Source organism: Comamonas odontotermitis (assembly GCF_020080045.1).
Taxonomy (GTDB): Bacteria; Pseudomonadota; Gammaproteobacteria; order Burkholderiales; family Burkholderiaceae_C; genus Comamonas; species Comamonas odontotermitis.
This window is the reverse complement of record NZ_CP083451.1, coordinates 2,128,459-2,149,442: the sequence shown is the minus strand read 5'-3', so window position 1 is coordinate 2,149,442 and position 20,984 is coordinate 2,128,459. Positions and strand designations below refer to the sequence as shown.

The 20,984-nt window shown below is 62.6% G+C and carries 19 protein-coding genes and 1 tRNA gene; 15 read left to right on the top strand and 5 right to left on the bottom strand.

Features of this window, described 5'->3' with window-relative positions; genetic code table 11:
- The first annotated feature begins 71 nt into the window (after window positions 1-71).
- On the top strand, window positions 72-1,622 hold the full coding sequence (locus LAD35_RS09950) for an FAD-binding protein (RefSeq protein ID WP_224152636.1): 1,551 nt from the start codon (window positions 72-74) through the stop codon (window positions 1,620-1,622).
- The gene (locus tag LAD35_RS09945; protein WP_224152509.1) at window positions 1,619-2,863 is read left to right on the top strand and encodes a complex I 51 kDa subunit family protein; all 1,245 of its coding nucleotides are present in this window, start codon (window positions 1,619-1,621) and stop codon (window positions 2,861-2,863) included. Before LAD35_RS09950 ends, LAD35_RS09945 begins: the two co-directional genes overlap by 4 nt.
- Here the strand turns inward: LAD35_RS09945 and LAD35_RS09940 are convergent.
- On the bottom strand, window positions 2,860-3,876 hold the full coding sequence (locus tag LAD35_RS09940) for a LysR family transcriptional regulator (RefSeq protein ID WP_224152508.1): 1,017 nt from the start codon (window positions 3,874-3,876) through the stop codon (window positions 2,860-2,862). The two genes, LAD35_RS09945 and LAD35_RS09940, sit on opposite strands and share 4 nt — an antisense overlap.
- Window positions 3,877-3,957: 81 nt before the next feature.
- Here LAD35_RS09940 and LAD35_RS09935 point away from each other — a divergent pair, with 81 nt between their 5' ends.
- From LAD35_RS09935 to LAD35_RS09920, 4 genes are all read left to right on the top strand, one after another.
- On the top strand, window positions 3,958-4,593 hold the full coding sequence (locus LAD35_RS09935) for a DsbA family protein (protein WP_224152507.1): 636 nt from the start codon (window positions 3,958-3,960) through the stop codon (window positions 4,591-4,593).
- Window positions 4,594-4,612: 19 nt separating this feature from the next.
- Entirely contained in the window at window positions 4,613-4,945 is a 333-nt protein-coding gene (locus LAD35_RS09930; protein WP_224152506.1) for a nuclear transport factor 2 family protein, read from the top strand.
- Window positions 4,946-5,011: 66 nt separating this feature from the next.
- The gene (locus LAD35_RS09925) at window positions 5,012-5,284 is read left to right on the top strand and encodes a hypothetical protein (RefSeq protein WP_224152505.1); all 273 of its coding nucleotides are present in this window, start codon (window positions 5,012-5,014) and stop codon (window positions 5,282-5,284) included.
- Window positions 5,285-5,329: 45 nt separating this feature from the next.
- Entirely contained in the window at window positions 5,330-6,286 is a 957-nt protein-coding gene (locus LAD35_RS09920; RefSeq protein WP_224152504.1) for an MBL fold metallo-hydrolase, read from the top strand.
- Between the two features lie 151 nt (window positions 6,287-6,437).
- Here the strand turns inward: LAD35_RS09920 and LAD35_RS09915 are convergent, their stop codons facing one another.
- On the bottom strand, window positions 6,438-7,331 hold the full coding sequence (locus LAD35_RS09915) for a LysR family transcriptional regulator (protein WP_224152503.1): 894 nt from the start codon (window positions 7,329-7,331) through the stop codon (window positions 6,438-6,440).
- Window positions 7,332-7,499: 168 nt separating this feature from the next.
- On the opposite strand from LAD35_RS09915, the gene LAD35_RS09910 reads away from it, so the two are divergent.
- The 3 genes from LAD35_RS09910 (at window position 7,500) to LAD35_RS09900 (ending at window position 9,425) form a co-directional block, all read left to right on the top strand.
- A complete protein-coding gene (locus LAD35_RS09910) occupies window positions 7,500-8,252 on the top strand; it encodes an SDR family oxidoreductase (RefSeq protein ID WP_224152502.1) in 753 nt (250 codons plus the stop codon).
- A gap of 156 nt (window positions 8,253-8,408) precedes the next feature.
- Window positions 8,409-8,485: transfer RNA gene (locus LAD35_RS09905), tRNA-Pro, on the top strand.
- A 136-nt stretch (window positions 8,486-8,621) separates the two neighbouring features.
- Window positions 8,622-9,425, top strand: coding sequence for a heparan-alpha-glucosaminide N-acetyltransferase (locus LAD35_RS09900; RefSeq protein ID WP_224152501.1), 804 nt, complete (start codon window positions 8,622-8,624; stop codon window positions 9,423-9,425).
- Window positions 9,426-9,445: 20 nt separating this feature from the next.
- Here the strand turns inward: LAD35_RS09900 and LAD35_RS09895 are convergent, their stop codons facing one another.
- A complete protein-coding gene (locus LAD35_RS09895) occupies window positions 9,446-10,570 on the bottom strand; it encodes a site-specific integrase (RefSeq protein ID WP_224152500.1) in 1,125 nt (374 codons plus the stop codon).
- Window positions 10,571-10,674: 104 nt separating this feature from the next.
- Between LAD35_RS09895 and LAD35_RS09890 the strand changes: the two genes are divergently transcribed.
- Window positions 10,675-11,805, top strand: coding sequence for a DNA-binding protein (locus LAD35_RS09890; protein ID WP_224152499.1), 1,131 nt, complete (start codon window positions 10,675-10,677; stop codon window positions 11,803-11,805).
- Between the two features lie 99 nt (window positions 11,806-11,904).
- Here the strand turns inward: LAD35_RS09890 and LAD35_RS09885 are convergent, their stop codons facing one another.
- Window positions 11,905-12,342 carry a ribonuclease HI family protein gene (locus LAD35_RS09885; RefSeq protein ID WP_224152498.1) on the bottom strand — a complete coding sequence of 146 codons (438 nt, stop codon included), beginning with the start codon at window positions 12,340-12,342 and terminating at the stop codon, window positions 11,905-11,907.
- Between the two features lie 180 nt (window positions 12,343-12,522).
- Between LAD35_RS09885 and LAD35_RS09880 the strand changes: the two genes are divergently transcribed.
- The 5 genes from LAD35_RS09880 to phnX all read left to right on the top strand — a co-directional run bounded on the left by LAD35_RS09880 (window position 12,523) and on the right by phnX (window position 18,783).
- On the top strand, window positions 12,523-13,557 hold the full coding sequence (locus LAD35_RS09880; protein ID WP_224152497.1) for a putative 2-aminoethylphosphonate ABC transporter substrate-binding protein: 1,035 nt from the start codon (window positions 12,523-12,525) through the stop codon (window positions 13,555-13,557).
- 20 nt (window positions 13,558-13,577) lie between these two features.
- Complete coding sequence (locus tag LAD35_RS09875) at window positions 13,578-14,798, top strand: putative 2-aminoethylphosphonate ABC transporter ATP-binding protein (protein WP_224152496.1); 1,221 nt, start codon at window positions 13,578-13,580, stop codon at window positions 14,796-14,798.
- A 128-nt stretch (window positions 14,799-14,926) separates the two neighbouring features.
- The gene (locus LAD35_RS09870; RefSeq protein ID WP_317986741.1) at window positions 14,927-16,663 is read left to right on the top strand and encodes a putative 2-aminoethylphosphonate ABC transporter permease subunit; all 1,737 of its coding nucleotides are present in this window, start codon (window positions 14,927-14,929) and stop codon (window positions 16,661-16,663) included.
- A gap of 97 nt (window positions 16,664-16,760) precedes the next feature.
- Window positions 16,761-17,882 (top strand): TIGR03364 family FAD-dependent oxidoreductase, encoded by a 1,122-nt coding sequence (locus LAD35_RS09865; RefSeq protein WP_224152495.1) that lies wholly within the window; start codon window positions 16,761-16,763, stop codon window positions 17,880-17,882.
- A 67-nt stretch (window positions 17,883-17,949) separates the two neighbouring features.
- On the top strand, window positions 17,950-18,783 hold the full coding sequence (gene phnX, locus LAD35_RS09860) for a phosphonoacetaldehyde hydrolase (protein ID WP_224152494.1): 834 nt from the start codon (window positions 17,950-17,952) through the stop codon (window positions 18,781-18,783).
- A 90-nt stretch (window positions 18,784-18,873) separates the two neighbouring features.
- On the opposite strand, the gene ggt is transcribed toward phnX, so the two are convergent.
- Complete coding sequence (ggt, locus tag LAD35_RS09855) at window positions 18,874-20,877, bottom strand: gamma-glutamyltransferase (protein WP_224152493.1); 2,004 nt, start codon at window positions 20,875-20,877, stop codon at window positions 18,874-18,876.
- Window positions 20,878-20,984: the final 107 nt, after the last annotated feature.

Genomic DNA, 20,984 nt, shown 5'->3' with positions numbered 1-20,984 from the left:
AACAGGTTGGAGTTGCCATTCCGCTGGCCCTGCAAGCTTGGCGTGCGGCTTACCCGGCCGCTCCCAAGGCCCTGAATCTCCCCATACCGGAGTTGCTGGCGCGATACCACCCCGACCATCAGGCCGGCGCCATGGAGACTCTGCTTGTAGGTGTCAGTGCGGGAGAGCGGTGTCCTGCGGCGTTGGCTGAATTGTTGCAGGCCGATTCGTTGCTGGAAGATGTGGATATCGCAGGTGCGCCTGCTTTGGACGCCGATGTGCTGATCATTGGCGGAGGAGGGGCAGGGTGTGTGGCGGCCTTGACTGCTGCACGCGCAGGGGCAAGGGTATTGCTGGCGACCAAGCTACGCATCGGTGACAGCAACACGGTGATGGCGGAGGGGGGTATTCAGGCAGCAGTCGGTGCAGAAGACAGCCTGCAGCGGCATTTTGAAGACACATTGCGTACAGGGCACTTTGCTGCCGACAAGGCGTTGGTTGCCGCACTGGTCTGCGAAGGACCGGCTGCGATTCGCTGGCTGATTCAGGAAGGCATGAGCTTTGATCTGGCCAAGGGTAGCCCTCATATGGGGGGAACGCTTTTGCGCAAAACCCCGGGAGGGGCCACTGCGGCACGGTTGCTCTCTTATAAGGACTTTACGGGTCTGGAATTGATGCGAACGCTCCGCGAAGCAGTGCTGCTGCAACCAGGTATCAAGGTGCTGGATCGTCACCCGGCGCTGGAACTGCTGGCAGATGACCGTGGGCGCTGCGCAGGAGCGGTTCTGCACGACCTTGGCCGGGGCCGCCCGATATTGGCGCGCGCAAGTGCCACACTCCTGGCGACAGGCGGAGCAGGTCGGCTCCATCTTGGTGGGTTTCCGACGTCCAACCATTACGGAGCGATGGCCGATGGACTGATCATGGCCTACCGGCTCGGCGCAAAGCTGCGCGAAATGGACAGCTTCCAATACCATCCAACAGGAATTGCCTGGCCCCAGCACATGGAGGGCACCCTGGTGAGCGAGGCTGCGCGCTCGGCGGGGGCCTATCTGGTCAATGGCCAAGGCGATCGCTTCGTAGATGAACTGCAGCCACGCGACGTTGTCGCCTCGGCCGTTCTGCGTGAGCTTGCGGAAGGACGCGGTGTTGAACGCGACGGCAAACTTGGCATTTTTCTGGATACCCCCACGCTGGAGCGCTGTCATCCCGGCATTCTGAAGGACAGTCTGGTGACGCTTTCTCATCTGGCGCAGCGCTGCGGCATCGACCCCGCCCGGGAGCCGTTGTTGATTCGGCCCACGCTTCATTATCAAAATGGTGGCGTTGCAATCGACGAAGCTGGTCACACAAGCGTTCCCGGTCTGCTTTGCGCCGGAGAGATGACTGGCGGACTGCACGGTCGCAATCGAATGATGGGGAATGCACTACTGGAGCTGGTGGTGTTTGGCAGGCGCGCTGGTGCAGCTGCCGCAGCACAGGCGCGGGTCGGGCTACCGTGCAACATCGGGCTTTCCCACTTGGCCAACTGGCGCCGTGGTCTCATCGCACATTCACTATCGCTGGAGAAAAAAGCACCGCTTCTCTTTCCGTCTTATGGCAATTTCGATGCCACCAATTGCCTAAGGGGGACAACACAATGAAGGTGCTTACCGCAAAATCCGTACAAGTCGGGTCCGATCTGGCTGCCTGGTTCGACGCTGGTGGAGGCCAGGGACTGGAACAAGCCCTGGCTAACCCGACAGGCATCATTTCCTGTCTGGAATCTGCCGGCCTGCGCGGGCTTGGAGGGGCCGGCTTTCCAACGTGGAAAAAATGGGCCGCGGTGGCGGCTCAACCATCATGCCCTGATGGTGGTGGCAAATGGCTCGTCTGCAATGGCAATGAAGATGAGCCAGGTACATTCAAGGATCGATTTCTGCTTTCCAGTACACCGCATCAGGTGATCGAGGGCGCTTTGATTGGGGCTGTGGCTGTAAAGGCCAACCAGATCGTGCTGTACGTCAATGCGCATGAGGCGAAGATGCTGCCGACGCTTCGCGCTGCCGTAGATTCGTGGAGTGGGCATCCGATTTTGGCGCGAGTGACCCAGGTGGTAGGCGCGTCGGTGCAGTTGCAGATCTGCCCCAGTTCCGGCCTCTACGTCGGCGGAGAGGAGACGGCAGCGGTCTCAAGCATTATGGGGAAATTTCCCTTTCCTTCTCTCAAGCCGCCATTTCCGGCAGAAAAGGGGGTGCACGGTGCCCCCACCTTGCTGAACAATGTGGAAACTTTCGCGCATGTGACGCATATCCTGCGGCATGGGCCCTCCTGGTACCAGGCGCTTGGCGTCGGCAAGGCTGTGGGAACCAAGCTTTATTCTCTGTCAGGCGATGTTCTGCGCCCGGGTCTGCATGAATTGCCCATGGGAACGACCTTGCGCGAATTGGTTTTTGACCATGGCGGCGGCATATTGGCCGGCAAGCAATTCAAAGCTGTTTTCACCGGTGGCCCGTCCAACACATTGCTTACGGAGCGCGAGCTTGATGTTGCTCTGGACTTTGACAGCCTATGTGCTCGCGGATCGAGGCTGGGCACCGGCGCGATGATCGTGGTTGGTACAGGAACCAGTATTTTGCGCAAGACGGCCGAGTACGTTGGTTTCTTTGCTGCAAACTCCTGCGGACAGTGTCCATCCTGCAAAATCGGCACCTATCAAGTCTCGCGCATCCTCGAACGTATTGAAGCCGGTACAGGGCGAAAAACTGATCTGGCAGCACTCGATAATTTTGTGCGGCTGTTGCCTGGTTCCGGACGATGCGGCCTCGTAGATGGTGCTGCAACGGTTCTTGGAAGCTCACTGCAGACCTTTCGCAGTGAGTACGAAAGGACATTGCGGAACTAGAGACTCAGAGGAGGCGGCAGAAGCCCGCTCCCTTTTGGTACTTGCCGCTCCCCATCACCCCCGCCACTGCTGCCTTGGTGCGAAGACAGCCGTTCCTGCAGCAAGTCCACAAAGGCGCGCACCTTGATCGGGCGAAAGCGTGCGGCTGGAAATACGGCATGGATACCACCGGAAGGCAGCACCCAACGCGGCAACACGTGTACCAGGTGGCCTTCGTGCAGATCCTTCTCCACCGCATAGTCGGGCAGCACCGAAAGCCCTGCGCCCTGGCGCACCGCCTCGCGTACGGCCAGCGTGGCATCGAGCGATATGGCCGATTGCACGGTCACGTTCACATGCTGGTGCCCGGCTTCGCCTGGGGCAAAGCTCCATTGGAGCGGATCACGCAATGCGGTGTTGGCGATAAAGGGCAGGGCGGCGATCTGCTGGGGCTGCGTAATGCCTGCCAACTGCCTGCCCCACGCCGGCGACGCCACCAGCAATTGCCGGAAAGTACCGACCTGCCTGGCCTGCAGGTGCAGATCGGTGAGCCAGCCCACGCGAATCGCCAGTTCCACCTGGTCGCTCACCAGATCCAGGGATTGGTCGCTGAGCGCGGCATCCACCTTGCATTGCGGATAACGGCGGCAGAACTCGGTGATCACCGGCACGATGGCGGTGATGCCATAGTCCAAGGGAGCCGTCAGGCGCAGCGTGCCCGATGGTGCCTTCGCCACCTCGGCCAGTTCGTCAAAGGCTTCGCCCGCTTCCTTGAGAATCAGCGCGCAGCGCTGGTAGAAGGCGCGCCCGGCATCGGTGGGCGCCACCTTGCGCGTGGTACGGGTCAGCAGGCTGGCCCTGAACTCTGCCTCCAGCCGCGCCACCTGTTGGCTGACCACGGCTTTGGTGATGCCCAGGCGCTCGGCTGCGGCGGTGAAGCTGCCGGTTTCCACGACGGCTGCGAAATACGCCAGCCGCTTGAGGTTGGCAAAGTTGCCGCCCGAAGCATCGTCTTGATTGTTTGCTATTGGCATACAGTCTATCTATTACATCGGTATTTATTTGTCAATCAATGGAACTTACCATGGAGACATTCAACAAGACATGGAATGCGCATGAGAGATTTGTATTACATCTTCGATCCGCTGTGCGGCTGGTGTTACGGCGCCGGGCCGGCGGTCACGGCATTGGCAGGGAACGCCGACGTGCAGTTGCACCTGTTGCCCAGTGGCTTGTTCGCTGGTGAAGGCGCGCGCCCCATGGATGCGGAATTTGCTGCCTATGCGTGGAGCAATGACCAGCGGATCGAAGGCCTGACCGGTCAGGTCTTCAGTGAGCGCTATCGCGCCGAGGTGCTGGCCAACCACCAGCAGATGTTCGACAGCGGCCCGGCGACCTTCGCGCTCACCGCTGTGGCGCTGACCGAGTCGTCGCGGGAGGTGGAGGCACTCAAGGCCCTGCAGCAAGCCCGCTACGTGGACGGGATGGACATCTCCGACATCGACAGCCTGCAGGCCATTCTTGGCAGGCTGTGCCTCACGGATGCTGCCGCGCGTCTGGCCCGACCGGATGCAGCCTTGGTAGAGGCCAACAACCGGCGCATCCACCAGGCCCGGCAGTTGATGCAGCAGTTCGGCGCGCGTGGTGTACCCAGCTTTGTTCTGCAACTCGACGGCCAGGCTCGGCTGCTGCCTTCCAGCGCCGCATTTTCCGATCCGCGCGGTTTTCTGGAACAGGTGCTGGCGGCCTGACTTTGCATGGGAGATGACGATGACAAGCAATCTGGACACCATCCGCGCGACCTATGAAGGCTCGCCACAGGACAACAGCAGGCATCTGCTTGCCGCGCTGGCACCGGATGTGCGCTGGATCGAGGCACCTGGCTTTCCCTATGCAGGCACCTATATCGGGGCTGCACAAATCGTGGCCGGCGTCTTTCAGCGACTGGGCAGTGAATGGGAGGGCTTTGCTGCCCGGGTTCAGACCTACCTGGAAGATGGCGACAAGGTGGCTGCCTTTGGAACCTATTCCGGCACTTATCGCCAAACCGGCAAGCATATGACCGCCGCCTTCTCGCATCTCTATGAACTCAGGAATGGCTAGATCATCCGCATGGATCAGGTAGTGGACAGCCACCCCGTGCAGCAGGCCATGAAGGATTGACGCGCCATGCAGCACGCCCACGAGCCACAGCAACTGCTGGCCCTGCTGACGCAGTTGCAGGCAGGCAACTGGCAGGCCGCACACGATGGCGTGCAGCGCCACGAGGGCCTGCTTGCAGCCTGGTTGCACGGTCTCGTGCACCTGCAGGAAGGCGACCTGGAAGACGCCGAGAACTGGTATGACCGCGCGGGCAAGCGTTTTCGCCAGCGCGGAAGTTTTGACGAGGAACTGGCCCTGCTGCGGGATGCGCTGCAAGCACAAGCAGCGCAGAGCCCCTGACGCAAGGCAACCGACCTGCAATTTTCACCTTTGGAAGGAAAGCACATGAAACCATCGATCTACACCCTGTCGGCCATTACCCTTGCGGCTGCTGCCATGCTGGCTGGTTGCAACAAGGCGGGCAATGCAACCGCCCCCGCAGCAGCGCCAGCGACCGCCCCGGCGGCTGCGTCACCGTCCGAGCCTGCGCAGCAGGCGGCGCTGACCACCGAAGTCTTCAACCCTGGCGAGCAGGCGATCTTTGCCGTCTCGTCGGTGCTGGTACTGGGCAAGAGCGAGGTGGTGCTGATCGATGCGCAGTTCTCGGCCGAACAGGCCCGCAAGCTGGCTGACAAGGTCAAGGCCACCGGCAAGCGCCTCACCACCATCTACATCAGCCACGGCGATCCCGACTTCTACTTTGGCCTGGACAGCCTCCATGCCGCCTTCCCCGACGCCAGGATTGTGGCCACAGCGCAAACCATTGCGCACATCGAAGCGACCAAGGACGAAAAGCTCAAGGTCTGGGGGCCGCAGTTGGGAGCGAATGCGCCCAAGCAGATCATCGTGCCCCAGCCTTTGCAGGGCGACACGCTGACGGTCGACGGGCAGGAGCTCAAACTGATCGGGCTCGACGGGCCTACGCCAGACCGCACCGTCGTGTGGATTCCATCAATCAAGACCGTGGCGGGCGGCATTCCTGTGCTGGCTGGTGAGCATGTCTGGATGGCAGACACCCAGACTGCGCAGTCTCACACCGATTGGCTGGCCATGCTGGAGCGCATCAAGGCCCTGGCCCCGGCAGTCGTCATTCCAGGCCATTTTGCGGGGCCAATGCCGCAGGGCATCGCAGCGGTGGACTTTACCGCCGACTACATTCGCGCTTTTGACGAAGAAGCTGCCAAGGCAAAGAACTCCGCCGAACTGATTGCGGCCATGCAACAGCGCTTCCCAGGTCTGGGCGGGCTCGAAAGCCTGGCACTCAGCGCCAAGGTTGCCAAGGGCGAGATGAAGTGGGGTTGATGGCCTGTGCCTAGGAAGGCTCTGTAAAACTCCTTGCCGTGGTCTGAACGCGGTTTCGGGCGATCCGCGTCCATCCCCCGTCTGGCGAAGGTGTTGCAGAAAATCCCCAGGCTTGCTTGGGTGCGCGTGAGGGGCACCGGCTGGCATTGCCTCAGGCAGCCAGTGCCATGCATTCCGCCACCCAATCGATGAACACCCGGGTTCTTGGTGACAGATGCCTTGCATGCGGGTAGAGCACCGAGACGGGCAGGGGGGCTGGCGCCCACTCAGGAAAGACTTCGCGCAACTCGCCGCTGCGCAGATGGGCCTGCACGTGGTAGCGCGGCACCTGGATGAACCCCATGCCCGCCAGGCAGCAGGCGGTATAGGCATAGGCGCTGCTCACGGAAACCGGCCCCCGCAACTGAACCGCCAGCTTCTGGCCCTGCACGAGAAATTCGAAGGGCAGGCTGCGGCCATTGGCGCCCAGATAGTTCACCGCGTCGTGCGTCTTGAATTGCTCCAGCGTTCGAGGCTGGCCGCGCCGGTGCAGGTAATCCTGGCTGGCACAGGTCACCTGGGCCAGCAGGGCGACGCGCCGGCCCACCAATGACGAATCCTTGGGCTCTCCCGAGCGCAGCACGCAGTCGATCCCTTCGCGCACGAGATCGATGAAGCGGTCACCCAGGCCGATTTCGAGTTCGATATCCGGGTAGCGGGAATGGAACTCACCCAGGCGTGGCAGGATGAAGTGCAGCGCCTGTGTGCCTTGCAGATTCACCCGAATCTTCCCGTGCGGCATGCGTGTGCTCTTGCCAAATGCACCTTCGGCTTCGTCCACATCCTGCAGGATCTGCTGGCAGCGCAAATAGTAGGCCTGGCCATCCACCGTCGGGCTGACGTGGCGCGTCGTGCGCTGCAGCAGCCGGACACCCAGGCGCGCTTCGAGCTGCTGCACGGCAAGACTCACGGATGCGCGCGGCAGCTGCAATTCATCGGCCGCCTTGGTAAAGCTGGCCAGATCCACGATGCGCACAAACAGATGCATGGCGTCCAAACGGTCCATGGCGTCGCCTTATTGTTTAGATTTTATGGATTGTGATGCCAAATTCGGATATTTATTCGTTTTCATAAAAACAATAAAGTCATGGCACCACGTCAGGATTGCCGACGCCAATGCCTGACAACTCGCCAACCAGACAACCCGGACATCCCGGACAACAGACGCCATCCCATGAACACCTCCCATACACCTTCATCCGTTGCACTGGTCACCGGCGCCTCACGCGGCATTGGTGCCGCCATTGCCCGCCGCCTCGCAGCAGATGGCCACGCCGTGGCCGTCAACTACGCGGGCAGCCATGCAGAAGCGCAATCGGTGACCGAGTCCATCATTGCGCAGGGCGGCCGCGCCTTTGCGGTGCAGGCAGATGTGTCCGACCCGGACGCGGTACGCCATATGTTTGACAGGGTGGAAGCCAAGCTGGGCCCGGTGAGCGTGCTGGTCAACAACGCCGGAATCATGCCGCCCACGCTGCCCCACCTGGCCGATACCGACGATGCCACCTTCGACCGCTTGCTGTCCATCAACCTGAAGGGGAGCTTCAACACCATGCGCGAGGCAGCGCGCCGCATGGGTCCGGGCGGGCGTATCGTCAACTTCTCGACCAGCGTGGTCGGCCTGGGCTTGCCAGGGTATTCGGTCTACGCAGCCACCAAGGCGGCGCTGGAGACCATGACCCATATCCTGGCCAAGGAGTTGCGAGGCAGGGACATCACCGTCAACGCCGTAGCGCCGGGGCCCACGGCAACGGCCCTGTTTCTGGATGGAAAGACGCCCGAGCAGATCGAACGCATGTCGAAGATGGCACCACTGGAGCGGCTGGGCCGCCCCGAGGACATTGCCGCACTGGTTTCCATGCTCGCCGGGCTCGATGGCGCCTGGGTCAACGGGCAGACGATTCGCGCCAATGGAGGCATTGTCTGAGCCAAAGCGCTCCGTGCGGGGCACCTGGTGAAGCAGCTCGATACGCGATACGCCTCAGCCAGATGGCGAAGACCTACCGGCGCTGCGGTATTTTTCCGCCCGAATATGCAAACCACTTGAAAACCCCGAAAAAACCTGGCTATAATGCTAGCTTGTCGGAGCGTAGCGCAGTCTGGTAGCGCATCTGCTTTGGGAGCAGAGGGTCGCGAGTTCGAATCCCGCCGCTCCGACCACTATTGAACACCCGCTGCAAGCAATTGCAGCGGGTTTTTCTTTGGCCATGTGCGGCCCGCTCACGGATTGCCAACCGCTGATCGTGTGCTGCGGGGCCGCTATAGTGCAGGAATGCCTGCCCAATCCATCTTCTGCATGAGCCGAGCCCCGAAAACTGCCGCAGCCTCCCGTACCTCCGGTCGTCTGGACCGGTTGGATGCACTGCGAGGTCTCGCGATGGTGTGGATGACAGCATTTCACTTCTGCTTCGACCTGAGCTATCTGGGCATCTGGGCCCAGGATTTCTACCGCGACCCATTCTGGGTCTGGCAGCGCACCGCCATCGTGAGCCTGTTTCTGTTCTGCGCGGGCCTCGCGCAGGCCGTGGCCCTGGCGCAGAACGTGCCCTGGGGGCGCTTTCTGCGCCGTTGGGGCGTGGTGGTGGCCTGCGCACTGGCGGTCAGCATGGGCTCCTACCTGATGTTTCCGCACAGCTATATCTATTTCGGGGTGCTGCATGGTATGGCCGTCATGCTGCTGATGGTGCGCGCATGGCGCGGCGCGCCTTCGTGGCTTTTGCTGGCGGTCGCTGCCATCGCCATTGCACTGCCGCCTGTCTATCGGCACATGGCAGGCAGCCTGCCGCCAGAGTGGATGCAGTGGCTCAACGGCAGGGCAGGCAGCGTACTGGGCCTGATCACCACCAAGCCACGCACTGAAGACTATGTGCCGCTGCTGCCATGGCTGGGCATCATGCTGCTGGGTTTTGTGGCGGGCCGGCAATGGTTTTCGCAGGCAAGCGGCAGCGCGCGCGCCTGGTGGTCGCGCCCGGCCACGGCAGGTGCCGTGCGCCTGCTGGCTTGGCTGGGCCGGCACAGCCTGCCTTATTACATGCTGCACCAGCTAGTGCTGCTGGGCGGCCTGATGCTGGTGACGCAGGTACTGCAATTGCGGCATTAGGGCTGCCTACCTGTCTTCTGTCACACCTCTGTGCCGGGGTCTTCGAGCAGGCGGGCCGCCTTGTTGGCCAGCGGCGCCTCGGCGCGGAAGTAGCCCAGGACGGTGGAGGCGCTCTGGTGGCCCGTCATGGCCATTGTGTCGACCAAGGCCATGTTCTGGCGTCCGGCTTCGGTCACAAAGCCCGAGCGCAGCGAATGCGCCGAAAAATTGCCGTCAATGCCCGCCAAGGCGCAGCGCTCCTTGACGATGTTGTTTACGGACAGTGGCGTCAGTGCCGTGTCGCCCACCCGTCCATTCCTGAAGATTCGCCGAAAGATGGGCCCCTCGCTGATACCTGCGGCCTGCAGCCAATGCGCCAGCGCCACGCCGGCAGGGCCTACAACAGGCTTCAAATTTTCTGGACGATCCACCCCTGATTGATTCGTCTTGGACAGGCGCAGGTCATACAGGTATTGGTGCGGCCCCATGGGCTGCAGCCACTCCATGCGCGCCTCGGCCACCTCCGAGCGACGCCTGCCGCCGCTCGCCCAGGCAAACAGCAGTAGTGCGCGGTCGCGCCGACCTCTGAGGCTGTCGTCGCAGGTGGCCAGCAACTGCTCCAGCGGAAGCCGCGTCAGCGCAGCCTTTTTCTGAGCCAGTGCCCCTCGCCGTGCATAGGCCTTGCGCAAGTGGGAGAGGGCTTCGCGCACCTCGGCATCGCGGCACGGGTTGGTGAGCGCCTTGCGGCTGTGCGCCTTGGAGAGCACGGCAATCCGGTGCACCAGCGTGGAATGCGCCAGAGCCCCCGTTTTCCCCTTGAAGCCCGCCTGCACCAGTTGCGCGTCGATGGATGCGGGCAGGTCGCAGGCCAGCCCGTCTTCCAAGACGCGTTCGCCGTGGTCTGCAATGAATTGCAGCACCGCAGTAACAGACAAGGGCAGGGCAATGGCCTGCCGGTAGCGCAGCCAGTACCACGCGGCCCAGTAGCGCAGGGCGCTTTGGTAGCTGTGCGTGGTATTGGCCGATTCGGCCTCCAGCCGCAAGGCGTCCAAAGCCGTGCGCGCCGCCTGCGACAGGGCGTCCGCCTGCAGTGGCAGCACATCGGTAGTGGACAGGGCTGCCAAAAGGGGTTGCAAAGCGCCACGGCGTGGATTGTTGGATTTCATATTGAATAAATATTACATCTAATGTATGATGTATTACATTAAATACCAATGAAAGTATCGATAAATACCTCTTATCGATAGTAAACCAGAAAACCGGGTGAACCATGGAAAATTTGCGTAGCCAGCGCGCCATCCAGCGCGACGATGTCTGGGCAGCGGCCGACGCGCTGCTGCTGGAGGGCAAACGCCCCACGATCGAGCGGGTGCGCCAGAAGATTGGGCGCGGCTCGCCCAATACCGTCAGCCCCATGCTGGAGGAGTGGTTTGCCACCTTGGGGCCCCGCATGGCGCAACTCAAGGGCAGCGGCACCGTACCTGTCGCAGAGGAGGGCAGGGGCACATCGGCACCAGCGCCGGTTCTGCAGGCTGCGCAGGCCCTGTGGGATGCGGCGATGCACCAGGCGGTGGATGCCGCGCAGGCGCAACTGGCGCAGGAGCGCGAGCAGTTGCAGGCCGCTCGGCAGGCGCTGGACGCCGAAAAGAACGCCCTGGCACAGGAGCAGGCAGCCATGGCCCAGCAACGGGCTTCGTTGGAGCAATCGCTGGCCGTGGCCCATGCGCAGATCAAGATGCAGGGCGCGCGCCTGGCCGAGCTGGAGCAGGGCGCCCGCCAGAAGGACCAGTTTGCCGCTCAGCAGCAGCAGCGCCTGCAGGCGCTGGAACAGGAGTTGTCTGCCAGCCGCAAGGCGCGCGATGAGGTAGACCGGGCCCATGCGGAACATCTGCGTGAGCAGCATGCAGCCGCCCAGGCGCAGCAGCACCGCGCGCTGCAGGACATTGACCGCGCCCGGCAGGAGGTCAAGCAGTGGATGGCTGCGCACCGGGCCGAGCAGGAAAAGCTGGCCAGGCTGGAGGTGGACTGGCACGCCGAGCGCAAGGCCTTGCAGTTGCAGGCGGCGGAGGTGGAGGCGCAGTGGAGCCAATCACAAACCAGAGCCCAGCAATTGCAGCAGGACCTGCAGGCCACGATGAGCCAGCATGCGCACCAGATTGCGCTGATGGACCAGCAGTTCCATGCACAGAAAAGCCAGTTGCAGCGGGATATCGAACGCCTGCAGGCGGATGCCATCCAGAAATCAACTGCAGCAGGGACTGCGCATGCCGCTGCTGCTGGTGTTGCGAAAAGTCGTGAATCAGAGGGCGCACGCGGCTCGTCGCGCAGCCCTGCGCAATCAGCCCGAGCGGCTCGCATGGGCCGCAATTTCGCCAGGGCGGCATACCGCGCCAGGCGTTGAGCCGGTGAAGGGCTGCATCGCAGGTGGATGGAGAAATTTCAATAGGGATGGCAACACGCTTCCTGCAAACACAGGCGCTACGGTCCTTTGAACAGGATCTTACCGACCAGCGACCGTGTTGCGCCCCTCCATGGCCTGTTCACCGTCACCCCTGGCCAAACTATCCGCCACAGTATTCCTGTGCCTGGGAATCCACTGAACCTGCACACGGTCGAACCCCGCCAGCAGGGCGCGCGCCTTGTCATAAATATCGGCCAGCCGCGCGATAGGCTTGGCAGGGGCTCGCGCCAGTTGTTCGGCAAGAATGCTGTTGTCGGTATAGAGCAGTACCTCGCGCGCGCCCAGTTGCTGCAACCAGTGCAGCGCATGGATGGCGGCACGCGCTTCGGCTTCGTTGTTGCAACCCGTGCCGGGCAGTGCCACGCTGAAACTGTGGCTTTGCCCATTGGGCGCCAGGGCCGCGCCGCCAATGCGCATGCGCCCGGGATTGGGGAGGGCGCTGCCGTCGACATGGACGGTCCAGAGTGAGGATTGCATGGCTGCAGCATAGCAGTCGGCCATGCGTGACGTATGTTGCATATCCTTTCCCCAGGCCATTGCCCCATGGCGGCGACGCGGCAATACGTCACAAAAGCTTCATCGATATGCCATGCCGAGGTCACAGAACATTCAGATACTTCCTGCCGATCCATCCCATACAACGCAGGAAAGTTCGGAATGCAAAACTGGAAGAAGCTCGTGGCGGCCGCAGCCGCATTGGTGGCCGCAGGTGCGGCATATGCCCAAAAGACCGAGCTGACGGTCTATACCGCGCTGGAAATCGACCAGCTCAAGGCCTACGAAACCGCCTTCACCAAGAGCAACCCCGATATCGCAATCAAGTGGGTGCGCGATTCGACGGGCGTCATCACCGCCAAGCTGCTCGCCGAAAAGGCCAACCCCAAGGCGGACGTGATCATGGGCGTGGCTGCATCGAGCCTGGCCATTTTCGACAAGAACGACATGCTGCAAGGCTACGCGCCCAAGGGCCTGGAAGCCATTACCGCCAAGTACCGCGACAGCAAGAACCCACCGCACTGGGTGGGCATGGACGTGTTCGGCGCCACCATCTGCTTCAACACGGTCGAAGCGAAGAAGCGCAATATTCCTTTGCCCACCAGCTGGCAAGACCTGACCAAGCCGGAGTTCAAGGGCCAGGTCGTGATGCCCAACCCTGCATCGAGCGGTACCGGCTACTTCGACGTGGCCGCCTGGCTGCAGCTGTTTGGTGATGACAACGGCAAGGGCGGCGGCTGGAAGTACATGGACGCGCTGCACGAGAACATCGCCCAGTACACCCACTCGGGCTCCAAGCCCTGCAACATGGCTGCCCAGGGCGAGTACGTTGCTGGCATCTCGTTCGAATACCGTGGCCACGCCAACAAGGCCAAGGGCGCGCCTATCGACCTCGTCTTCCCCAAGGAAGGTCTGGGCTGGGATCTGGAAGGCATCAGCATCTACAAGGGTACCAAGCATGAGCAGGCCGCCCAGAAGCTGGTGGACTGGGCCGTGAGCAAGGATGCCATGGAGCTGTATGGCAAGAACTTTGCCGTCACCACCATGCCCGGCGTGGCGCCCAAGCTGGCCAATATTCCTGCCGACTACGAATCGCGCCTGATTCCGCTGGATTTCGGCAAGATGGCCGATAGCCGCGAACGCGTGCTGGCCGAGTGGACCAAGCGTTACGACGCCAAAAGCGAAGCCAAGAAGTGAGCGAGCGGGAAACAGCGTCCATGAATGCAGAACTGACCGGACAGAGCGCCGCCGCAACGGCCCCCTTGCCGTTGCGTGACACGTCGTACGCATTTGAGCCCCTGGGCGCGCCGGCGGCGCGCCCGCAGGATACGGGTGTCCCGTACCTTGACATTCGTCATCTGCACAAGCGCTACGGCAGCTTTACCGCGCTGCAATCGGTCAGCCTGCAGATCCAGCGCGGCGAGCTGGTGTGCTTTCTGGGGCCTTCGGGCTGCGGCAAGACCACCTTGCTGCGGGCGATTGCAGGGCTGGAAGCGCAGACCAGCGGCGAGGTGTGGCAGGACGGCAAGAACATCTCCGAGCTGCCTGCCGCCCAGCGCGACTACGGCATCGTGTTCCAGTCGTATGCGCTGTTTCCCAATCTGACCGTGGCGGACAACGTGGCCTACGGCCTCGTGAGCCAACGCCAGCCCAAAAGCCTGGTGGCGCAGAAGGTGCATGCCTTGCTGGAGACGGTAGGCCTGTCGGGCAGCGGCCCCAAATACCCGGCGCAACTCTCGGGCGGACAGCAGCAGCGCGTGGCATTGGCCCGGGCGCTAGCCATGTCGCCCGGCATGCTGCTGCTGGACGAACCCCTGTCTGCGCTCGACGCCACGGTGCGCGTACACCTGCGCAATGAAATCCGGGCACTGCAGCAGCGCCTGTACGTGACGACCATCATGGTCACGCACGACCAGGAAGAGGCCATGGCCATCGCCGACCGGGTGGTGGTGATGAACCATGGCGTGGTGGAGCAGGTGGGCACGCCGATGGAGATTTACCAGCGGCCCGCCACCCCCTTTGTGGCCGAATTCATCGGCAAGGCCAACAAGCTCCAGGCCATTGCGGCCGGAGACGGCGGCATCACCCTGGGTGGCCACAAGCTGTTCTGCCCGCAGACGCCGCAGCTCGCCAAAGGCCAGGCGCTCGATGTGTACCTGCGCCCCGAGGACTGCAGCGTGCACAACTGCACGGCAATGCCGCCTGCCGCCAGCGTGCCGCCCGCGACGGGCGCGCCCGTGTGGACGGGCCGTGTCGAACACATGGAATTTCTGGGCGCCACCTGCATCGTGCACGCCGAAGTGCCGCGCCTGCCCGAGCAGCGCATTCAGCTGCAGCTGTCGCTTGCGCAGTGGACCCAGCTCGATGTGCAGCCTGGCCGCTGGCTGCAGTTCTCGGTCAACGCCACACAGTTGAAGATTTTTGCGCAGAAATATTGATAGCTGCCAGCGCTTGATGGACGGGCGCTAGTGCCTGATTTCACTAGAAACCGCGCCGGGCTTAGACAACAACGGCCCTTGGGCGCTCAGGCCGCGCAGTGCAGGCGGCAGCGGGCTTTCGGAGCTTTATGACTTCTTCCACCACCACCCTGAATAGCGGCACGGCTCCATCGGGCTTGCGCAGCGCGGGTATTCGCACAGCCCCCGCTGATCGCATGGCGCACGCCGGGCTGCTTCTTCTCACCGCGCTGCTGGTCGTCGGGCTGCTGGCTCCGCTGGCTGCCTTGCTCAGCCACGCATTTGCCCCCGGGCAGAACGGGGAGGGCGCGGGCCTGGCCCGGTTCATCCAGTACTTCCAGTCTCCAGCCTTGCTGCGCAGCCTGTGGAACAGCATCTGGGTGTCGCTGCTGGTGACCGTGTTCGTGGTGCCTCTGGCTTTTGGGTTTGCCTATGCCATCACGCGCTCTGGCATCCGTGGCAAGGGCGTGCTGCGCAGCATCAGCCTGCTGCCGCTGCTCGCGCCATCGCTTTTGTCGGCCATCTCGCTCATCTACTGGTTTGGCAACCAGGGCGTCTTCAAGGGCACGGTGCAGGCTTTCGGCTTTGACAGCATCTACGGCGCGCCCGGCATCGTGCTCGCCCAGTGTTTTGCCACCTTTCCCCATGCCCTGATGATCATGGTGACCGCGCTGGCCGTGGGCGACCAGCGCCTCTACGAAGCCGCTACCGCCCTGGGGGCGAGCCGCACGCGCCAGTTTCTCACCGTCACCCTGCCTGCCGCGCGCTATGGCGTGGTGTCGGCAGCGCTGGTGGTATTCACCCTAGTGATCACCGATTTTGGAATTCCTAAGGTGATTGGCGGCAATTTCAACATGCTGGCCACCGATGTCTTCAAGCTCGTGATCGGCCAGCAGGATTTTCAGCGCGGTGCTGTGGTGGCCTTGTTGCTGTTGCTGCCTGCCGTCATCACCTACCTGATTGACCGCCAGGTGCAGAAAAAGCAGACCTCGGTGCTGACGGCGCGCGCCGTGGTGCTGCAGCCTACCAGGCACGCGGCCACCGACCGCACCTGCGCAGTGCTCGCCTGGGGCATGGCGGCGCTGATGCTGGCCATGTTCGGCATGGCGATCTTTGCATCGCTCGTGCAGTTCTGGCCGTACCAGCTGGGCCTGACCTTGTCGCACTACACCAGTGGCCTGGTGGATGCCGGTGTCGATACTGCCATCTTCAACAGCCTCACCATGGCGGTGAGCGCCGCAATTGCCGGCCCCGTGGTCGTGTTCACCGGCGCCTACCTGCTGGAAAAGACCAAGGGCATGAACGCCGTTCGCCCGGTGCTGCGCCTTCTGGCCATGGTGCCCATGGCTGTGCCCGGACTGGTGCTGGGCCTGGGCTATATCTTTTTCTTCAATGCGCCGGGCAATCCGCTCAATTTTCTGTACCAGACCATGCCGCTCATGGTGCTGTGCACGGTGATGCATTACTACACCACCGGCCACATGACCCTGGTGACTGCGCTCAAGGCCATCGATGGCGAGTTCGAAGCCGTGAGTGCGTCGCTGAAGGTGCCTTTCTACCGCACCTTGTTCAAGGTGACCTTGCCCATGTGCCTGCCCGCCCTCCTGGAAGTGTCGCGCTACTTCTTCGTTGCGGCGATGACGACGATCTCGGCCGTGGTGTTTCTGTATTCACCGGATACGCGGCTGGGCGCCGTTGCCATCCTGAACCTGGACGAAGCGGGCGACATGGCCGCCGCCGCCGCCATGGCCGTGATGATTGCCGCCATCAGCTGCGTGGTGACCGTGCTCTACCAGGCGGCAGGCTGGTGGCTGACGCAGAAGACCCAGGCGTGGCGCAAACGCTAGTTGTTAATAAATAGTGTGCTAGCCCAATGTGGATGAGCGCAGTGCTATCAAATTTCATAGCATGCAGCCAACGATATGTTGGACAAAAGGGAAAACAGTGAGCAGTTTTGATGTGATCGTGGTGGGCGCAGGCATTGTTGGCCTGGCGCATGCGTATGAGGCTGCCCGCAAGGGCCTGAAGGTGTGCGTAGTGGATCGTGACGCCGCTTGCGTGAGTGCATCCATCCGCAATTTCGGCTTTGTGACCGTGACCGGGCAGGGCGCAGGCGACACTTGGCGACGCGCGCGCTACGCCCGCGACGTGTGGGCCGCCATCGCACCGCAAGCCGGCATCCAGGTGGTGCACCAGGGCCTGAACGTGGTGGCGAGCCGCGACAAAGCCGTGGACGTGCTGAACGCCTTCATGGCAACTGACATGGCCCAGAGCGTGGGCTGCGAGCTGAGGAGCCCCGAGCAGGCCGCGCGGCACGCGCCTGAGCTGAAGCTGGGCAATGCCCGGGCCGTGCTGCACAGCCCTGTCGACCTGCGCGTGGAGTCGCGCCAGGCCATTGGTCAGCTCACGCGCTGGCTGGCCGAGCAGCACAACGTCACTTTTCGCTTTGGCGAAGCCGTGCTGGAAGTGGCTACGCCCAAGGTGGTAACCGCCAAGGCAACCCTGCACGCAGAGCGCGTGGTGGTCTGCACCAATGCCGACATCCATGGCCTCTACAGCCAGTTGTTTACCAAGCACCAGGTGCGGCTGTGCCAGTTGCAGATGCTGCGCGTGCTGCCGCAGGCGGGCTTCAAGCTGACAGCCTCCGTCATGGGCGACCTGAGCCTGGTGCGCTACCACGGCTACAGCAAACTGCCACAGGCCCAGGCACTGCTTGCGCAACTGCAGCAGGAAGAGGGCGAGAGTCTCGCGCATGGCATCCATCTGATCGCCGTGCAAAGTGCCGATGGCAGCCTGGTGGTCGGAGATTCGCACCACTACGGCGCGTCGGTTGCGCCTTTTGCGATGGACGATGTGGACGAGCTGATGCTGCGCCACATGCGCGAGGCACTCCATCTGGGCGACTACATGGTGACGGAGCGCTGGGTAGGCATCTACCCCTCGGCGCCCGACACCGATTGCTTCATCGAGGCGCCGGACGACGCCACCCGGGTTGCCGTGGTCACCAGCGGCACCGGGGCCAGCACCGGTTTTGGCGTGGCGCATGACACCTTCGAGAACTGGTAGGCCACCGTGCTGCCATGGTGCGGCCCGTGCCTTGCCCCCACAACCTTGAAACCATTGGATATCCGAAATGACGAACTTTCACCATACCGACCGCGTTCAGGCCGTCGTCTTTGACTGGGCCGGCACGATAGTCGACTTTGGCTCGCGTGCCCCCATGGGCGCCTTTGTCCAGCTGTTCAAGGACTTCGGCGTCGACATCACCATCGCGCAGGCACGCGGCCCCATGGGCTCTGCCAAGTGGGATCACATCCATGCGCTGTGCAGTCTGCCGGAGGTCGCCGCCCAATGGGAGCGCAAATATGGCAAGCCCGTGGCCATCAGCGATATCGACCACCTGTATGAAGTATTCACCCCGATGAACGCCCGCGTGGTTGGCGATTTTGCCGATTTCATTCCCGGGGCGCTCGATGTGGTGGCCCGGCTGCGCGCCGACGGCATCAAAATCGGCAGCACTACCGGCTACAACCGCCCGATCATGGATGTGCTGCAACCCATTGCCGCCAAGGCGGGCTACGAGCCAGACAACGTCGTCTGCGCCGGCGATCTGGCCGCAGGCCGTCCCAGCCCCTTGATGATGTATCGCTGCTTTGCCGACCTGGGCGTGTGGCCCGCATCTACCGTGGTGAAGGTGGACGACACCGGCGTTGGCATTGCCGAAGGCCTGAACGCGGGCTGCTGGACGGTGGGCGTCGCCATCAGCGGCAACGCCAACGGCCTGTCTCTACCCGAATGGCAGGCACTGCCACCGGCCGAGCAGGCGCCAGTGCGCGCATCTGCCACCCGGCAGCTGCAGGAGGCGGGCGCACATTTTGTGATCGACAGCGTGGCAGACCTGCTGCCGGTGATTGCCCAGATCAACGAGCACCTTCAAAAACAGGAGCTGCCAGCGCGCGCTGCGTAAGCATTTGATGCCATTTTCATCCAAAAAAAGCCGCTGCAGATCATGCCTGCAGCGGCTTTTGCAATTGCCAGGCTGGCCTGGGCTTAAAGCTTAGGGCTTGACCTTGTAGGTATCACCCAGAACCACACCTTCGCGGCGCGGATCGGCGCCGCCGGTGAGGCGTGCCTCGCCCGCGCTGGAGGCGGTGCGAATCACCGTGCCCACGCCGCTCGACTGGGCATTGACCGACACGGTGTGACCCATGGCGCGCAGCGCCTGCACCAGCGGATCGGCATCGCCATTGTTGGCCGCCACGATATTGGGGTGCTCGCCGCCCAGATTGGTGGTCTTGCTGTTGGCCGCGCCAAAGTTCACCAGATTGGTGGCTTGCTGCGCATCCAGGCCCCAGTCCAGCGCGCCCACCAAGGTCTTGGTGACAAACTGGATGATGGTGCTGCCACCAGGCGAGCCCGTCGCCATCTTGAAGGCGCCGGGCGTGCCGTCTGCGTTGGCATCGAACACCAGGGTTGGCGCCATCGAGCTGCGGGGGCGCTTGCCGGCTTCAAGCTTGTTGGCGATCGGCAGGCCATCTGCGGAGGTGGGCGTGGCCGAGAAATCGGTCAACTGGTTGTTCAGCACAAAACCTTGGGTGATGTGGTACGAACCCATGCCCGCTTCCACCGTCGTCGTCATGCTCACAACGTTGCCCTTGGCGTCGACAATGGTCATGTGGGTGGTGCCGTTTTCAGCCACCTTGCTCACACCCATGCGGGTATTGCTGAACTGGCCTGCCGTGGCGGTGCCCATGCTCTGCTTGGTGGAGATGAGTGCGGCGCGACTCTTGAGGTAATTCTTGTCGAGCAGGGTAGAGCCCACAGGGCCGGGCAGGGGGGTGAAGTCCGTATCAGCCACATACACGTCGCGGTCCGCATAGGCGAGGCGCTCGGCTTCGCTGACCAGATGCACGCCCATGGCCGTCGGCTTGCCGCCTTCCAGATCCAGTGCCGTAGGTTTGTGCGGTGCCAGATCAAAATTCTCCAGCACGCCCATGGCCTGCGCCACCGCAATGCCGCCGGACGATGGGGGTGGCATGCCACAGATCACATACTTGGCGCGGTAGGTGGTGCAGACTGCATCACGCTTCTTGGCCTGGTAGCCCGCCAGATCGGCCATGGTGGTGACGCCCGGGGTGATGGGCGTGCCTGTTGTCACGTTCTGCGTCACGCCAATCTTGTTCACGATGCCTTGCGCCACGGCGCCGGTATAGAACGCATCGGCGCCACCAGTGGCAATCTTGGTCAAGGTTGCTGCGTAGGCGGGGTTGGTAAAGGTCTGGCCCAGGCTCTTGGTAGATCCGTCTGCATTGAAATACAGCGCAATCGCATCGGCATCGGCCTGCAGCGCCGTCTTGGCGCCCGCCAGCGCATCCGACATGCGGCCGCTGATCTTGAAGCCATTGGTGGCCAGATCAATACCGGGCTGGATCAGGTCCTTCCAGGGCTTGCTGCCGTGGTCCTTGTGCGCAAGATCGAGCATGCGCACAGCGCCTGGCGTGCCCACCGCGCGGCCACTGGCACGGGCGCTGGGCTGCGGCACGGTCTTGTCGGCATCGCTGATGTAGCGCAGGTAATCCGGCGTGGCTGCGGCGGGCGCCGTTTCACGGCCATCATAGGCCGTCACTTTCTTGCTGGCCGCATCGTAGTACAGCATGAAAGCGCCGCCGCCAATGCCGCTCGATTGTGGCTCCACCAGCCCCAGCACCATCTGCACAGCAACCGCCGCATCAACCGCAGAGCCACCGGATTTGAGCACCTCGCAACCCGCCTTGGACGCCAGCGGGTTGGCAGTGACCACCATGTACTTGTTGCCTTCCACGACCTTCTTGCCGGTACGGTAGCCAGAGGCAAGTTCGGGAAACGATGGATCGCCTGGCAGGCCAGACCCCACCACCACCGAGCCGTCGTTGGTGGACGCCTCGCAAGCCGTGCTGACCAGCTTGTCGTCATTGCCGCCAGAGCTGCCACAGCCCGCCAGAGACAACAACACAATCGACGCCAACGCCACAAGACTGTAGCGTGGTGACACGGAAGACGCAGGATGGGATGGGATTTGCATTGGGTAATCTCTCCTTGGATGGGCCAAGAGGAAATTGTGGACGCAAAGCTTCTTCACGGAACACAGAATTACCCAGAGTTAACCCTGAATATCGTCTGGATCGAGAA

What these genes read in the sequence shown, in the direction of transcription:
- LAD35_RS09945 (WP_224152509.1), top strand. Translation starts at nt 1,619, where the DNA reads ATGAAGGTGCTTACCGCAAAATCCGTACAAGTCGGGTCCGATCTGGCT.
- LAD35_RS09940 (WP_224152508.1), bottom strand. Translation starts at nt 3,876, where the DNA reads ATGCCAATAGCAAACAATCAAGACGATGCTTCGGGCGGCAACTTTGCC.
- LAD35_RS09935 (WP_224152507.1), top strand. Translation starts at nt 3,958, where the DNA reads ATGAGAGATTTGTATTACATCTTCGATCCGCTGTGCGGCTGGTGTTAC.
- LAD35_RS09930 (WP_224152506.1), top strand. Translation starts at nt 4,613, where the DNA reads ATGACAAGCAATCTGGACACCATCCGCGCGACCTATGAAGGCTCGCCA.
- LAD35_RS09925 (WP_224152505.1), top strand. Translation starts at nt 5,012, where the DNA reads ATGCAGCACGCCCACGAGCCACAGCAACTGCTGGCCCTGCTGACGCAG.
- LAD35_RS09920 (WP_224152504.1), top strand. Translation starts at nt 5,330, where the DNA reads ATGAAACCATCGATCTACACCCTGTCGGCCATTACCCTTGCGGCTGCT.
- LAD35_RS09915 (WP_224152503.1), bottom strand. Translation starts at nt 7,331, where the DNA reads ATGGACCGTTTGGACGCCATGCATCTGTTTGTGCGCATCGTGGATCTG.
- LAD35_RS09910 (WP_224152502.1), top strand. Translation starts at nt 7,500, where the DNA reads ATGAACACCTCCCATACACCTTCATCCGTTGCACTGGTCACCGGCGCC.
- LAD35_RS09900 (WP_224152501.1), top strand. Translation starts at nt 8,622, where the DNA reads ATGAGCCGAGCCCCGAAAACTGCCGCAGCCTCCCGTACCTCCGGTCGT.
- LAD35_RS09895 (WP_224152500.1), bottom strand. Translation starts at nt 10,570, where the DNA reads ATGAAATCCAACAATCCACGCCGTGGCGCTTTGCAACCCCTTTTGGCA.
- LAD35_RS09890 (WP_224152499.1), top strand. Translation starts at nt 10,675, where the DNA reads ATGGAAAATTTGCGTAGCCAGCGCGCCATCCAGCGCGACGATGTCTGG.
- LAD35_RS09885 (WP_224152498.1), bottom strand. Translation starts at nt 12,342, where the DNA reads ATGCAATCCTCACTCTGGACCGTCCATGTCGACGGCAGCGCCCTCCCC.
- LAD35_RS09880 (WP_224152497.1), top strand. Translation starts at nt 12,523, where the DNA reads ATGCAAAACTGGAAGAAGCTCGTGGCGGCCGCAGCCGCATTGGTGGCC.
- LAD35_RS09875 (WP_224152496.1), top strand. Translation starts at nt 13,578, where the DNA reads ATGAATGCAGAACTGACCGGACAGAGCGCCGCCGCAACGGCCCCCTTG.
- LAD35_RS09870 (WP_317986741.1), top strand. Translation starts at nt 14,927, where the DNA reads ATGACTTCTTCCACCACCACCCTGAATAGCGGCACGGCTCCATCGGGC.
- phnX (WP_224152494.1), top strand. Translation starts at nt 17,950, where the DNA reads ATGACGAACTTTCACCATACCGACCGCGTTCAGGCCGTCGTCTTTGAC.
- ggt (WP_224152493.1), bottom strand. Translation starts at nt 20,877, where the DNA reads ATGCAAATCCCATCCCATCCTGCGTCTTCCGTGTCACCACGCTACAGT.